General features: G+C 68.3%; 12 protein-coding genes and 1 pseudogene. 12 read left to right on the top strand and 1 reads right to left on the bottom strand.

Translation table 11 applies throughout. From position 1 onward, the window contains the following. Positions 1–129: 129 nt before the first annotated feature. The 6 genes from KO481_RS27930 (at position 130) to KO481_RS27955 (ending at position 8,613) form a co-directional block, all read left to right on the top strand. A complete protein-coding gene (locus KO481_RS27930; RefSeq protein WP_215921407.1) occupies positions 130–639 on the top strand; it encodes a hypothetical protein in 510 nt (169 codons plus the stop codon). Then, on the top strand, positions 639–2,012 hold the full coding sequence (locus tag KO481_RS27935) for a hypothetical protein (RefSeq protein WP_215921408.1): 1,374 nt from the start codon (positions 639–641) through the stop codon (positions 2,010–2,012). Before KO481_RS27930 ends, KO481_RS27935 begins: the two co-directional genes overlap by 1 nt. Next, entirely contained in the window at positions 2,009–3,316 is a 1,308-nt protein-coding gene (locus KO481_RS27940; RefSeq protein ID WP_215921409.1) for a vWA domain-containing protein, read from the top strand. The genes KO481_RS27935 and KO481_RS27940 overlap by 4 nt, the downstream gene beginning before the upstream one ends. A 13-nt stretch (positions 3,317–3,329) precedes the next feature. Continuing rightward, entirely contained in the window at positions 3,330–4,448 is a 1,119-nt protein-coding gene (locus tag KO481_RS27945) for an ATP-binding protein (RefSeq protein ID WP_215921410.1), read from the top strand. Next, positions 4,445–7,237, top strand: a complete 2,793-nt coding sequence (locus tag KO481_RS27950) for a DUF5682 family protein (RefSeq protein WP_215921411.1) — start codon at positions 4,445–4,447, stop codon at positions 7,235–7,237. Before KO481_RS27945 ends, KO481_RS27950 begins: the two co-directional genes overlap by 4 nt. Before the next feature lie 158 nt (positions 7,238–7,395). Further along, entirely contained in the window at positions 7,396–8,613 is a 1,218-nt protein-coding gene (locus tag KO481_RS27955) for a hypothetical protein (protein WP_215921412.1), read from the top strand. Between the two features lie 185 nt (positions 8,614–8,798). Here KO481_RS27955 and KO481_RS27960 read toward each other — a convergent pair whose 3' ends face one another. After that, complete coding sequence (locus KO481_RS27960; RefSeq protein ID WP_215921413.1) at positions 8,799–10,049, bottom strand: MFS transporter; 1,251 nt, start codon at positions 10,047–10,049, stop codon at positions 8,799–8,801. A 66-nt stretch (positions 10,050–10,115) separates the two neighbouring features. On the opposite strand from KO481_RS27960, the gene KO481_RS27965 reads away from it, so the two are divergent. From KO481_RS27965 to KO481_RS27985, 6 genes and pseudogenes are all read left to right on the top strand, one after another. Further along, positions 10,116–10,262 (top strand): MerR family DNA-binding transcriptional regulator, encoded by a 147-nt coding sequence (locus KO481_RS27965; RefSeq protein WP_215921414.1) that lies wholly within the window; start codon positions 10,116–10,118, stop codon positions 10,260–10,262. Then, positions 10,259–10,390 carry a hypothetical protein gene (locus KO481_RS44060; protein ID WP_281066204.1) on the top strand — a complete coding sequence of 44 codons (132 nt, stop codon included), beginning with the start codon at positions 10,259–10,261 and terminating at the stop codon, positions 10,388–10,390. Before KO481_RS27965 ends, KO481_RS44060 begins: the two co-directional genes overlap by 4 nt. After that, on the top strand, positions 10,387–10,731 hold the full coding sequence (locus KO481_RS27970; RefSeq protein WP_215921416.1) for a hypothetical protein: 345 nt from the start codon (positions 10,387–10,389) through the stop codon (positions 10,729–10,731). The genes KO481_RS44060 and KO481_RS27970 overlap by 4 nt, the downstream gene beginning before the upstream one ends. A gap of 270 nt (positions 10,732–11,001) precedes the next feature. Beyond that, positions 11,002–11,860, top strand: a pseudogene (locus KO481_RS27975) (AMP-binding enzyme). Further along, positions 11,818–12,972, top strand: a complete 1,155-nt coding sequence (locus KO481_RS27980; RefSeq protein WP_215921418.1) for a TetR/AcrR family transcriptional regulator — start codon at positions 11,818–11,820, stop codon at positions 12,970–12,972. The pseudogene KO481_RS27975 and the gene KO481_RS27980 overlap by 43 nt, the downstream one beginning before the upstream one ends. Before the next feature lie 84 nt (positions 12,973–13,056). Further along, positions 13,057–14,535, top strand: a complete 1,479-nt coding sequence (locus tag KO481_RS27985) for a carboxylesterase/lipase family protein (RefSeq protein ID WP_215921420.1) — start codon at positions 13,057–13,059, stop codon at positions 14,533–14,535. Position 14,536 lies beyond the last annotated feature (1 nt).

Below are 14,536 nucleotides of genomic sequence, written 5' to 3' on the forward strand. Positions count from 1 at the left end.
CGCGGATCGGCGACGCGGGGCTCGGCGTTGCGGGAAAACGTTCCGCACCAGCCGATTCGGAAACGGGGCGGAACTTGTCGGTGGCATCGCATACCTTGGGCGCATCGTGATCGACCGGGAGGGAGAACGATGAGCTCGAATCCGAGTGCCACGCCGGATGGACCGGCCTGGGAAGGCGCCTCCATAGTGCGGGTGTTGCCCGCCGTCGCGCCGCGCAAGCTGAACAAGGTGCCGTTCGTGGAGCTAGCCGACGGGCGCCTACAGGGGGTGGTCTCGAGCGGCTCCGATATCTCGCGCGTGTACGTCGCGTCGGTGGCCGCGGGCACGCACGGGCTGAGCTGCAGCACCAACAACAATCGCCCGTGCGGCGGGTTGAATCAGGGGTGGGCCTGCAAGCACATCGATGCCCTCATCGATGAGGCGGTGCTGCAATACGGGCAGGACCGGGTGGCCCGCTTCCTGCGGGTCGAGGTCCCCGATGGCGGCTCGATTACCGCCTGTCTCAACGGAACTCGCGATCCGGCCCCCGCTGCCGCGGTGTTCAGCCGGTTCCTGCGGCATCTGACCTATCTCGAACTGCCGGGCGGCGCCACGCCGATCCCGGAGCTGCACTGGTTTCCGGCGGGGGTGGGTCGGTGATGCAGGCGGTACAACTGGCCGCGCTGGCGGATCTGCCCACCGGCACCGCGGCGGCGCTGGAGGTGGTGGGCGGCTTCGATACCGCCCTGGTGAACGGATTCGCCCGGGTATCCGAACCGCAGGGCGCGGCGCTGGCCGCGCTGGCCGGGGCCGTCGCGGGCTCGCCGCTGGCCGAGGCGGCGGCGCGGGCGGTGTCGAAGGTGAGCACGGGCGCGATCGGCACGGAGGACCTGGCAGCCCTGGCCGCCGCTCGGGCCGCCCTGCTGGGCGCGGTGCACGACGCGCTGACCGAACAGGCCGATACGGCGTTGGGCCGCAGTCGATTCGAGTGGACCAGCACACCGGATGCCGCCGCCCCGAACCCGCTCGCCGCGGGCCCGCGCGGCTGGCTGGGCGAACTGGCCATCGCCGGATGGCGCGGCGTGGACCACGACCTGGTAGCGGCCGCGGATCGCACCGTGGAATCGCTGCTCGCCGAGCCCGCGTTGCGGCGGTTGGCGATGCTGCTGGACGGTTTCACCGCCGAACTGGGCGCCTGCGCACCGATCGCCACCATGGATCAGGTGCCCGCCCGACGCTGGGCCGATCTGTGGGCCCGAGCCCTGCTGCTGTCCTGGCGCGGCGCGGAATCCACTGCGAGCGAGCTGGTTTCGGGTCGCCTGCTGCCGTTGGGCGTGGAGCTGCACGAGCACGGGACCGCGGTGCAGGCACAGCTGCACGGCGTGGTCGAGACCGCGGGCGTGCCGACCCGCCGGGTGCGGGTGTCCGTGGCGGCGGCGAAGGTGGACACCATTGTGGGACCGGCGATCTGGCAACTGCTGAATACGCATCGGCAACTGCTCACCGCCCTGGCCGAGCACCGCACGCTGGAGCTGACCGGCATGCCGCTGACGGCCGCAGGAGACCTGCTGTGGGACGACGATCGGGCCAAGGCCGGGGAGGCCGCCGATCCATTCGTCACCGCCACGGTACAGCTGCCGCAGGCCCATGCCCCGGCCGTCGCACCGCTGGATCGCGATCCGGTGCACATCGCCGAGCCGGTTCTGCTCGAGGAGTATCGATTCCGCGACGGTGCACTGGAGCTGGGTGACCAGCGAATTCGCGTGGACATGTCCGCGCTGCCGACGGCGGGTCCGATTACTCCGGCGGGCGTGAGCGCCTCCAGCACCATGATCGGCCTGCTGCGCTGGGACGGCGCCTGGTCGGTACGACCGCTGGCGGTGCGGCGCAAGGTCAAGAGCGCGCTCACCGCCTTCCACAACGGCGATTGGGCATTGGGCCCGACCGACCCGAAAGTCGCCAAGGCACAGGCCAAGTCGGGCGATGCCGTGGCGGTGTTGCGCGAGCGCGCGGGAAAGCTGTTGCGCCAATGACGAATCACGAGACGCGACGCCAGATCCTGTACTGGCGTCTGCTTGCCGGTGTCTTCAACCCGGATCAGCAACCGACGCTGGAACAGGCGAGCGCGAGCATTACCGGCGATCTGGGCCTGCCGCTGGCCGTCCTCGATCCCGGTATCTCCATCGACAATGTGGTGCAACGCTATCCGGAGATGAAGGCGGAGTTCGAGCGCCTCGACTTCTCCGAGGACACCGACGACGACGAGGCCGAACCCGCTGCGGCGCCGGCCATCGGCGCGGCCGATGTCCGCACTGCCGCACTGGTTTCCAAGCTGCTGCTGAACGTGTTCGCCACCGGCTCCGGCACGGTCAGCGCCACCCAGCTGGCGGGCTGGCAGTCCGATGCCGGTTGGCTGCGCCGCTGCCTGGGCGAGGAGCAGGCCGGCGCGGTACACGGGGTGCTCACCGGCCTGGAAGGCGAACTGGTGTCCCGCATGCGGCTGCGCGAGGTGCTGGCCGATCCGCACCTGGCGGCCCAGCTCACCCCGAGCATGTCGCTCATCGAACAGCTGTTGCGGGACAAGCACAATCTGTCGGGCGTGGCCCTGGCCAATGCCAAACGGCTCATCCGCCGCTACATCGACGAGGTCGCCGAGGTGCTCCGCACCCAGGTGCAGCAGACCAGCGCCGGCACCGTCGATCGCTCGGTCCCACCCAAGCGCATCCTGCGCAACCTGGATGTGGACCGGACGATCTGGAAGAACCTGCCCAACTGGAATCCTCAGGACGGACGCCTCTACGTCGACCGGCTCTACTACCGCCGGACCGCCAAGCGCACCGTCCCTGCCCGCATGATCGTGGTGGTGGACCAGTCCGGCTCCATGGTCGACTCCATGGTGAACTGCACGATCCTGGCATCGATCTTCGCGGGACTGCCCAAGGTGGATGTGCATCTCATCGCCTACGACACCCGCGCCCTGGATCTCACCCCCTGGGTGCACGACCCGTTCGAGGTGCTCCTTCGCACCAATCTCGGCGGCGGCAACGACGGCCCGGTCGCCATGGCCATGGCCCAGCCCAAGATCACCGACCCGAAAAATACCGTGCTGGTGTGGATCTCGGACTTCTACGAGTTCGACCGCTCCCAACCGCTTTTCGAGTCCATGGAGGCGGTGCACCGCTCCGGAGTGAAGCTCATCCCGGTCGGCTCGGTGAACAGCTCCGGCCACCAGAGCGTCAACCCGTGGTTCCGCGAACGGTTCAAAAACCTTGGCACCCCGGTGATTTCCGGACGCATCCAGAAGCTCGTACACGAACTCAAAAACTTCCTCGATTAGGAGACCTGCCACCATGAACGACGTCTTGCGCGCCCCCGCCGAGGTCAAATACGCCGAGGAACTGGACTGGCTGGAGTCCATCGACGACGGCCCCAAGCCGTTCGCCTGGCGGCTGAGCCCGAAGATGGTGCGGCTGTTCATACTCGGCTCCGAACGCGCGGACGGCCTGGACCGCGAGGTGGAGCAGAAGTGGTTCGGTGACCGCAGCTTCGTCGAGCGCAGCATCGTCACTCTGGCCTCGGACCGCGGCCTGCTGCTCATCGGCGATCCGGGCACCGGCAAGAGCTGGCTGGCCGAGCTCTTGTCCGCGGCCATCAGCCGCAATTCCACGCTGGTGGTGCAGGGCACCGCCGGCACCACCGAGGATCACATCAAATACTCGTGGAACATCTCCATGGTCATCGCCAAGGGCCAGTCCCGGGAGTCGATGATCCCCTCCCCGATCATGACCGCCATGGAACAGGGCGTGATCGGCCGCTTCGAGGAGCTCACCCGCTCCACCAGCGACGTACAGGACGCGCTGATCTCCATCCTCTCGGAGAAGTACGTTTCCATTCCCGAGCTCGACGACGACAATGTGGTGTTCGCCCAGCCGGGATTCTCCATCATCGCCACCGCCAACAGCCGCGACCGGGGCGTGAACGACCTGTCCTCCGCGCTCAAGCGACGCTTCAACTTCGTGCGGATCCCGGTGGTGTCCAACAAGAAGAGCGAGGCGGAGATCGTGCGATTCCGCACCGCGGAACTGCTGCGCCGCCATTCCATCGAGCTGGAGCTGCCGCCCACGCTGCTGGACATCCTGCTGGAGAGCTTCGCCGACCTGCGCGCCGCCGCGTCGGCCGCCACCAGCGACGACGACAAGCTGGAATCGGCGCTGTCCACCGCCGAGCAGATAGGCGTGCTCGAGGACGCCATCCTGCACAGCCAGTTCTTCGGCGAGCGGGAATTGCGCGCCGAGACCCTCGCCGGCTCGCTCGTCGGGTCCCTGGCCCGGCGCACCCCGGAGGATCTGGCCATTCTGAACAAGTACCTGCACGGCGTGGTCGAGCCGCGCACCAAGGCCGAGAAGGGTGATTCCGCCTGGGGCGAATTCCTGGAGGGCGGCCGGGCCGCGATCGCGAGGCTCTCGTGACCGTCTCGCAGGCCCGGCCCGCGCCGAATACCTTTGCTGCCCTGCGGGATCAGCTCACGGACGCGGCCGTCGCGTTCGCCGGGGCGCCCGGCGACATCCTGGCGGGCATGGTCGACGATGTCGATCGGGCGTTGTCGCAGCGGCTGGAGATCTTCCCGGTCTGCCACCACTCCCCCGCCTCCGGTCTGGCCATGGTGCGGCGGCTGCGCGACAAGCAGCCGAGCGTCATCTACCTGGAGCTCTGTGAGGACATGCGGCCGCTGCTCGACGAGCTGCGCAACTGCCGGCTGCCGATCGCGCTGCAGGCCTTCGCCACCGACACCGAGGGCTTCCCGGCGGAATGGGCGCCGCTGTCGGTGGTCGCCCCGATCACCGAATCGTCGGCCGAATACCAGGCCATCGCCTACGCGCTGGACACGCCGGGCGTCGAGCTGGTGCCGGTGGACCGGTCCACCGATCATGTCTTCCAGTGGGCGCCCCGGCCGGAGCACGTGGAACCGTCCGCCGAGGGCGAGCAGCCAGCGGACGGGGACCTGCACGGCGGCGCGATCGGCGTCGAAATCGGTGATCTGCGACCGCATTTCGCAGATCTCGAAGAACACCTGCTGCACCACGGCAAGGTCCGGCACTGGTCGGAATGGTGGGACCAATACGTCGAGCAGCCGCTGGTGGACGCCGACTACGACACCTACCGCCAGGTCATGGTGATGATCGGCAGCCTGTTCCGGCGGCTGCGGCGCGGCAGTACCACCGAGGACGAGGACCGTGAGCGGTACATGTGGACCCGCATGCGGGAACACCTGGCCGCCAACGACATCGACCCCGCCCAGGCACTGTACGTGTGCGGCGCGGCCCACGCGGCCAGCCCGGTCGAACAGTTCGGGCTTGCGTCCAGCGCAACGTTCGAGATCTCGCCGCGCTCGGCAACGGTGTGGCACTACGGGCTGATTCCCTCCAGCCATTCCGCAATCGAGGCGCAGTTCGGGCTGGCCGGCGGTGCGGTGTCGATCGCGGCGGCCACCTGGGCGAAGGGCCTGCGGCGCAGCCGATTGCAGTCGTTCCAGTTGGAAGGCCAGCAGAAGCCGACTAAGCGCGTCAAGAAACCGTTGCTTCCCGCCACGCCGGAAGCCGAAGTGACGGACCGACTTTCGGGATTCCTGGCGCGCCCGGCGGTGCTGGATCCGCTCGACGAGGCCGAACTCCTGGAGTGGTCGGTGGATATCGTCCGACTGGCCCGGCGCAACGGGTACCTGGCCAGTACGGCCGACGCCATCGCCATCTTCGAGACCTCGATCCTGCTGGCTGGCTTGCGCAATCGCGCCCGCCCGACACCGTACGATTTCCAGGACGCGGCCGTCACCTGCATCGAGAAGGACACGGTGCCGGGCCGGCGCGATGTGCGGCGGCTGTGCGAAATCCTGCTCGGCGGCGACCGCATCGGCCAGGTCGGCTACGCGGCGCTGCCGCCGCTGGCGCGCGATGTGCTCGACCGGCTGGCGCCGCTCGGGCTGGATCTGTCCAAACGGACGCTGCAGCGCGCCCTGCTGGACCTGAAGACGAATCCGGACCTGCGGCCGTGCTCGGATCTGCTGTGGCTGCTGCGCAGGCTGCTCCCACACGACGCGCTGCGACCCATCATGGGCTCACAGGGACTGGGCGAGACCTCGATCCAGGAAAGCTGGGACATCGGGCTCGGGAAATACCAGCGCTCGCTGGTCGAGCTCGGCTACGAGGGCGTGTCGGTGGAACAGGTGCTGGAGCAGCGCCTGCGGGCCGCGGTCGCCGCACCCGACGCGACCGCGGCGGTGGCGCTGGCCACGGTCGAGGATGCACTCGTTTATCTGGGATCGGCCCGGCTCGCCGACGAGCTGGGCCATCGCGCGGTCGAACTCCTCGCCACCGAACGAACGGTGGACGACGCGCCCGTCGTGCTGCGTCACATCCGGGTGCTGCTCAACTACTTCCGCTCCACCGAAAGCGGCCTGCCGGCGTGGTGCGAGCGGTTCGTGACGGCCGGGTACGCGCACTACTGCACCCTGCTGCCCACCGCGTTCGCCGCCGAGGAGACCGGACCGGCGCAGGTCGCGGCCATGCTCGGCTTCCTGTTCGGGATGGAGAACCTGGCGCTGTCGCTGGGCTGCGATCACACCCAGCTGGAATTGGCTGTGCTGCAATCACATCCGGAGGCGCCGGCCAAGGTGGCCCTGCTGTGGGCGGCACGATTCCAGCTCGGCCTGCTCACCATGGCCGACCTGCGCGAGCGATGCGACGACATGCTCGCCAATCCGCTGGTGCTGCCGACGGTTCCGCACTACGTGAGCGGTTTCGTCCAGGCCATCGACCCCGCCCCGGCATTGAAACCCTTTGTGGTGGAGCTGTTGTCGAAGGCCTTCGGCACGCTACCGGACGCGGTACTGCTGCCCTGGCTGCCCAAGCTCATCACCACCCTCAAAGATCAAACGGTCCACCTGATCCCCGGCCTGGTCCGCGAAGCGGCCCGCACCTTCCCTGCAGCCCTGCCCGCCATCGACACCTTCGTCCCACCCTGGTCGGCCGAATCCGCCACCCCCGCAGCATCGGTCGTCGTGACACCGCGCGGCCCGGCCACCGAGCTCCTGGCCGCCCACCCCGCCGCCTGCGACGCCCTCGCCGGACTGCTCGGCATCCAGGACGGCTGGCAGGAACCAGAACCGACAGGAAACCGCGAGGCAACCGACCTGCTCGCTCGATACCCCGCCACCGCGGTCGCGCTCGCGGCCCAGCTCGAAAGATCAACCGGGCGGGGCTGACAGCGGCCGGACCGGTTGGTTCTCCAGCACACGTTCCGGCCGAGAGCCGGCTGTTGCGTGGGCGGTTCGAGGGACGGAAGACCGTATCCGCTGCTAGGGTTCATTTTCCGGGTGTCGAACGGTTGCCATAGTCCGCCGATCAGCTTGGAGGTTCCTCGGTGCGCCGTCTGGTCGTATTGCTGGTCACCGCCCTGACTGCACTGGGCATGGGCGCCCTCGCCGCGCCGGTCGATGCCGCCCCACACGTCGCGGGCCGCAACGCGGCGCGCGGCCTGCTCTATCCGGGAAGCAGCTTCTATCCGCGGCTGATTCGCCTGGGACACAGCGGCAACGCCAACGGCACGATCGTCGCCAGCGTCAACACCCTGCAGCAGACCGGCGTCATCCTGGCCAGCACCGACGGCGGCAAGACCTTCCAGCAGCGCGCCACCATCGTCGACCCGGTCACCACCGACGTCACCGCCCGCCGCCTGTGCTGCTCCAGCCTGATGGAACTGCCGCTGGCGGTCGGCACCCTGCCGGAGGGCACGCTGTTGTGGGCCGACACCACGTATTTCGACATCCTGAACGTGGTCCGGCATGTCGAGCAGCGGCTCTGGGCCAGCACCGACCACGGCTTCCACTGGCAATACGTCTCCAGCATCGAATCCGCCGACACCTTCTTCAGTCTCGCCGACTGGGGCCCGCGTCTGCCCGCGGCCTGGGAGCCGAGCCTGTCGGTGGCGGGCGACGGCGAACTGGTCGCCTACTACTCCGATGAAACCGACAGCCTCGCGCACAGCCAGAAACTCGTCCAGGTCCGCTCACCCGACGCCATACACTGGGTGGACAAGGCAGACACCGTGGTCAGCGACGTCCCCGACGTGCGCCCCGGCATGGCCAACGCCATCCAACTGCCCGACGGCTCGTACTTCATGACCTACGAGATCTGCAACACCGACATGATCCACCCCTGCCTCATCTATTTCCGCCGCTCCGCCGACGGCTGGAACTACGGCGACCCCCGCTTCCTCGGAACCATGGTCCGCACCGCGGCCGGAAACGGCTACACCCAGCACACCCCCTACCCCGTCTGGAGCCCCACCCCCGCCCCGCACGGCACCATCCTCCTCTCGGGCCAAATGCAGTCCAACATCGCCGGACAGCAAACCCCCTACTCGGGCCACGACATACTCGCCAACAACAACCTCGGCAACGGCCTCTGGTACGAAATCCCCGCGCCGATCCCCATCGCCGACATCGTCGACGCCCCCTGCAAAAACTACAGCTCGCCCCTACTCCCGTCCGCCGACGGAACCTCGGTCCTGGAAGCCGCCACCGATCTGGACCAGGGCGTCTGTCGCTCGTATTACGCGACGGGGCCGCTACACCGGTAGTCCGGGCCCCGCCGTACGCGACCTGGGCCGCCTCCGCGGCGACATCGAAGAGTCCCGCGGGCAGATTGCGGACCCGGGCCAGTGCCTGTCCCCGCACTCTCCGGTATGCGAAGATCGTGATCGTCGGTCCAGTGAAGATCCACCCGGGGAAGAAGGACCCCCAGCGTGATCGTCACGCTCGAACCCTACTCGGCAGCAATGGATTCAGCGGGAATGGTCGCAATCGCATCCGGAGCTGGGCGAGTTGCGAAGCCGTGGGCGCGGGCCGCCGAGACCACCAGCAGTGTCGGTGCGAGCAACACCAGCACACTCCATGGAAACACCCTGGGCCCGAACGCATCCAGCAGAACGCCGCCGACCACACCGCCACCGGCCATCGCCACGTTCCACAGGGTCACCAGCATGGCCTGCGCGGTGTCGGCAGCCTCCCCGCCCGCAACCGCGGCCGCGGTTTGCAGCAGCGTGGGCACACCGCCCCAACCCAACCCCCACAGTGCGGCAGCGAGGTACACCAGCGCAACGTCGCCGGAAAGCAACGCCAAGCCTGCCGCCGCCACGGCTACCAGAATCGTTGCGGCGATGGTTAATCCGCGTAGCCGACGGTCGATGTACGCGCCGGTGAACCAGATGCTCACCATGGATGCGATACCGAAAACCAGCAGTACCGCGCCGACCTCGCCACCCAGCCCGACCTCGTGCAGGAACGTCGCCACATAGGTGTAGAGAATGTTGTGCGCCAGCACGAACGTCAGGGTCACCAACAGCACGGCACCAACCCCCGGCACCTTCGCGGTGGCCCGGATCGGGATCCGGCCCGCCCTTCCCGGCCCCGGAAACTCCGGCACCACCGCAACGATCCAGCCGATCAGCACCACCGCCACCGCCGACATCACACCGAACGTCACCTGCCAACCCAACGCCTGCCCCAGGAAGGTGCCGGCCGGAATCCCCAACGACAACGCCAGCGGGATTCCTGCCATCACGATGGCGATCGCCTTGCCCCGCAACGACTCCGACGCCATACGCACGGCATATCCGGCCAGCAGCGACCACACGACGCCCGCGGCGATACCCGCCACGAACCGCGCGACCAGCGTGACTGCGAACATCAGCGACACTGCGGTCACCGTGTTCGCCACCAGGAAACCAGCGACTCCGGCAAGCAGCAGACGCTTACGCCGCCAGCCCGCCGTCACGACCGACAACGGAATCACCGACACCGCGGTGCCCACCGCGTACACCGTTACCAACTGCCCGGTCGCCGACTCGCCCACGTGCAGTCCAGCGCTCATTCCCGGCAACACACCCGCCGGCAGAGCCTCGGTCAACACGGTCAGAAATGCGGCGATCGTCAATGCCAACAACGCCGAAATCGGTAGTCGCCGACCATCTTTCACGATGCTCGAAGTATCCGGATGAGATGTGCGATTCGCCATGCACGTATCCTGAAACTCTCACATCAGTGTGAAGGTCAAGCGGCAACGTACTGTGAGGTGGACCACATGCGCATCGGAGCACTGTCCCAACGCACCCAAACATCCCCCCGGCTCCTCCGCTATTACGAGGAGCAAGGCCTGATCGTGCCACGACGAAGCCAGAACGGCTACCGGCTCGCACCATCCACTTCTCCGATGCCACACCGGAAATGATCGCCACACTGAAACACGAGAGCAACCGGATATCCCGCCGCATCGAGGTACTCACCCGAAACCGCAACGCCGTCGATGACTACCTCGACGCGATCCTCGCGGGTGACCGCCTGAAGGCCACCCCATGAGCACCCCGACGCGCCGCCTCGCCCCACTCACCTGGGCAGCATGCAAGCAATCCGGTGCCTACCGTCGCGACCGCGAGCGTCGCCGACCACCGAAACCACCACCGACAGCCAACTTAAGCGCCGCGGCGGGAGTGATTCCGGCGCCGATCTCGCCGAATCCGTTGGCGGCCAACGCCGTCAACGGATCGACAAGCAGCGAGGCCAATCACCGCACGCACCGCCATCCCGCGAACCAGCGTCCAGGGATCACCGATTCCCGAATGCCACCCGACGACGACGTGCACGAGCGTCTCGGCGACACCGCAGCAGAGCGCCACGACGATCGCGCGATAGGCGAGTAGCGCCACTGCCGCGACCGACGAGGACGCGTGGACCCCGGCGACGGCGGTGTTCTTGGTCAGGACCAACCTCGACCCGACCTTGCCCTGTCGGTGCTGCGCAACACGTGCTCGTGGGGTAGCCCGAACGGCGACCTCCCTTATGCGGGGCGGCACGATCGCAGGCGCAGGGACGGTGCGGTGGTGACGCCGGTCCATGTCTGAACGGATCGTGCTAGGGTCGCTTACATGAAGTGAATCCATGTTAGCCAATATGGGGACGGGAGCTATGCGATGCACCTTACGCAGACCTTGCACCGGGCGGTGCAACAGAACCCGCAGCGCGTGCTGACCGTCGACGGCGGGCGGACTCGGACGGTGGCCGAGTCCGCGGCCCGGATCGCGCGGCTGGCCGGCGGGCTGCGTTCGCTGGGCATCACGGCCGGCGGCCGGGTGGCGATGTTGGCCGCGAATTCCGACCGGTATCTGGAGTGCCTGCTCGCGGTGCCCTGGGCGGACGGCGTCGTCGTGCCGCTGAACACCCGGTGGAGCGAGGCGGAGCTGGCGGGCGCGGTACGCGAGTCGGGCACGCGGGCGCTGCTGGTCGACTCCGCCTTCAGTGGGACGGGCGAGCGGCTGCGCGTGCAGTGTCCCGAGTTGGCCACCGCGGTCTGCTGCGACGACGACCCCAGTCCTGCAGGCATGGTGGACTACCGGTGACGGCGGATACCTGGACGCGGGCGGTTACCTGTTCATCGTCGACCGGATCAAGGACATGATCATCAGTGGCGGTGAGAATGTGTACTCTGCCGAGGTGGAGAATGCGCTCGCCCAGCACCCTGCTGTGGCCGCCTGCGCGGTGATCGGGGTGCCCGACCCGACCTGGGGCGAGCGAGTGCATGCGGTCGTGGTGCCCGCCGCCGGGCGAGAGGTGGCCGAGCAGGAGCTGAGCGAGTTCTGCCGGGGGCGGATCGCTGGTTACAAGGTGCCCCGCAGCGTCGCGTTCGTCGACCAGCTACCGTTGTCGGCTGCCGGCAAGGTGCTCAAGCGCGAGCTGCGCGAACGGTACCGGACGGCCGGGGACGCCGGTCCTGGTGAGAGGAGTGGTCGGTGCCAGCCGGGCGGACACGGCCAGGCAACCGGCGGGAGCTGATCGTTACCGCCGCCGCCGAGTTGTTCGCGCGCAACGGGTTCCACGAAGTCAGCATGAGCCAGGTCGCCGGCGCGGTGGGAATCTCCGCTCCGGCGCTGTACCGGCATTTCCGTGACAAGCGTGATGTGCTGGCGCAAGTGGTCGCGGACGCCTTCGCGGCGTTGGAGGCAGCGGTGCCCGCTGACGTGGACACCGACGGCGCGCTGCGAGGCTTGGCGGAGTTGGTGGCGCAGCGGCGCGACATCGGCGCGTTGTGGCAGCGGGAGGCCAGGCATCTGCCCGAGGCGGCTAGGGCTCAGACCCGCGATCGGCTGTGCCGGCTGAATGCCCGGATGACCGGCATACTGCGGATCGAGCGTCCGACACTCGCCCAGTCCACCGCCGACCTGCTGGTCTGGTCGGTGTCGGGGGTGCTGGCCAGCCCCGCCAGCCACCGGGTCGCCGTGCCGGCCAATCGGATGGCTGACCTGCTGTACGCGATGGGGCGCGCGGTGCTTTCCGCGACCGTCACTGCCGAGGAGTCGGCCGATGTCGACGGTGACGCGCGGGTCTCCCGGGCATCGCGCCGGGAGCACCTGGTCAGCGCGGCTACCGAGTTGTTCAACCGGCGCGGGTATCTGGAGGTCGGTGTCGACGATATCGGGCTGGCGGCAGGGATCGCCGGGCCCAGCGTGTACAAGCACTTCGCCAGCAAGCACGAGCTGCTCTACGCAGCGCTGAACCGGGGGGCCGAGGTACTGCAGTTCGGCTTGGGTCGCGCCGTCGCCCACTCCAGTTCGCCAGAGGCGGCGCTGGTCAATGTGCTGCGCTCCTATGTGGACCTGTTCACCCAGCACCCCGACCTGATGGGGGTGCTGGTTACCGAAGTGGACCACCTGCCGGCAGAGCAGCGGCACGTCATCCGCCAGGCGCAGCACGACTATGTCGCCGAGTGGGTGCACCTGCTGGTCTCAGTGCGGCCAGAACTCAGCCGCCCAACAGCGGCGATAGCGGTGCACGGCGTGTTCGGCCTGGTCAACAGCGTGGTGCGGGTTGGCCACCTGCGCGCCCGTCCATCGCTGGGCGCCGACCTTATTCAACTGGGCCAGCGGCTGCTGGCTGCCCCTCTGTAGTCGGACAACACCGGAGCCTGGACGTTGACAAACGCCGTCCGCTGCGAGAAGTTAATTCTCGTTAGCCATAATGTGGGAGGTCTGATGGAGGCGCGAGTCAGCTCTGGTGCGCTGCGGGGCGAGGTCGTGGACGGGGTTGCGGTCTTCCGCGGGATCCCGTTCGCGGCGGCGCCGTTCGGGGAACTCCGGTTCCGCCCGCCGCAGCCGGCGCCGCGATGGCACGGCGTGCGGGTCGCCACTGCGCATGGCCCTGGTTGCCCGCAGCCTGTGAACCCGCGCGACCCGATGCACCGGTACTTCAACCCGGATACCCAAGGCGAGGACTGCCTCAGCCTGCAGGTCTGGACGCCCGACGTGGGTGGTTCCGGGTTGCCGGTCATGGTGTGGATCCACGGTGGCGGCTACCTCACCGGTGGTGGATCGGCGCTCGCTCACGACGGCTCGACCTTCGCCCGCAGCGGTGTGGTGCACGTGTCGGTCAACTACCGGCTGAATGTCGAGGGCTTCCTCTACTTCCGGGGCGAGCCAGCCAATCTCGGTCTGCTGGACCAAGTGGCCGCGTTGCGCTGGGTGCAGGACAACATCGCCGCCTTTGGCGGTGATCCTGCCAACGTGACCGTTTTCGGCCAGTCCGCTGGGGCGGTCAGCGTGCAAACCCTGCTCGCTATGCCCGCCGCCCGTGGCCTGTTCCGCCGGGCCATCGCCCAGAGTGGCTGTCCGGTGGCGGCAGTGGCCCCGGCTGACGCGCTGGAGGTAACCCAGCGATTGGCGGCGATCCTTGGCGTGCCACCCACCCGCGAGGGGTTCGCCGGCCTGAGCCCGGCCCAGACTCTCCCCGCGTTGACGCCATTGGTGCTGGACTTCAACAACCCGGTCTGCTGGGGCGCGCGGTCGTTCATGGTCAGCCCGTTCCGGCCGGTGATCGACGGCGACACGATGCCGGAGGCGGTGCTGCCCTCGGTCGCTGCCGGCGGTAGCTCCGAAGTCGACCTGCTGACCGGTACCAACCGCGACGAGACAACGGACTTCCTGCGGGCGCTCGGCATGCTCGACCACGTCGACGAGCGATGGGCGGCCATGGCGGTGACCGCGTTCGGCGTCACCGACAGTGCGCTGGAGGTGTACCGCGCCACGTCGCGACCGGGTGCCGGGTTCGGCGAACTGGTGCAGGCGGCCTGGACCGACTGGGCCTTCCGGATACCTACCCTGCGGTTACTCGAAGCACATCGCGGTCGGCGTTTCTGCTACCAGTTCGACTGGGCCAGCCCGGCCCTGCCGGACGGCTTCGGCGCGACTCACGCGTTGGAGATTCCCTTCGTCCGGGACGCCCTGGGCGTGTTCGCCGCGGTCGCCCCGGAAGCCCGACGGACTCTCGGGGAGGATCCGCCGAGGGAGCTGGCCACCGCGATGCACCGGGCCTGGGTTTCCTTTGCCACGCACGGGAATCCGGGCTGGCCCGAGTACGACACATCGCGCCGCGCCACGATGCGGTTCGACACAGTGAGCGAGCCGGTCGACGACCTCGCCGGAGCCGAGCGTGAGCTCTGGGATGGCGTCCGGTGAC

This window comes from Nocardia albiluteola (genome assembly GCF_018860155.1).
GTDB lineage: Bacteria > Actinomycetota > Actinomycetes > Mycobacteriales > Mycobacteriaceae > Nocardia > Nocardia albiluteola.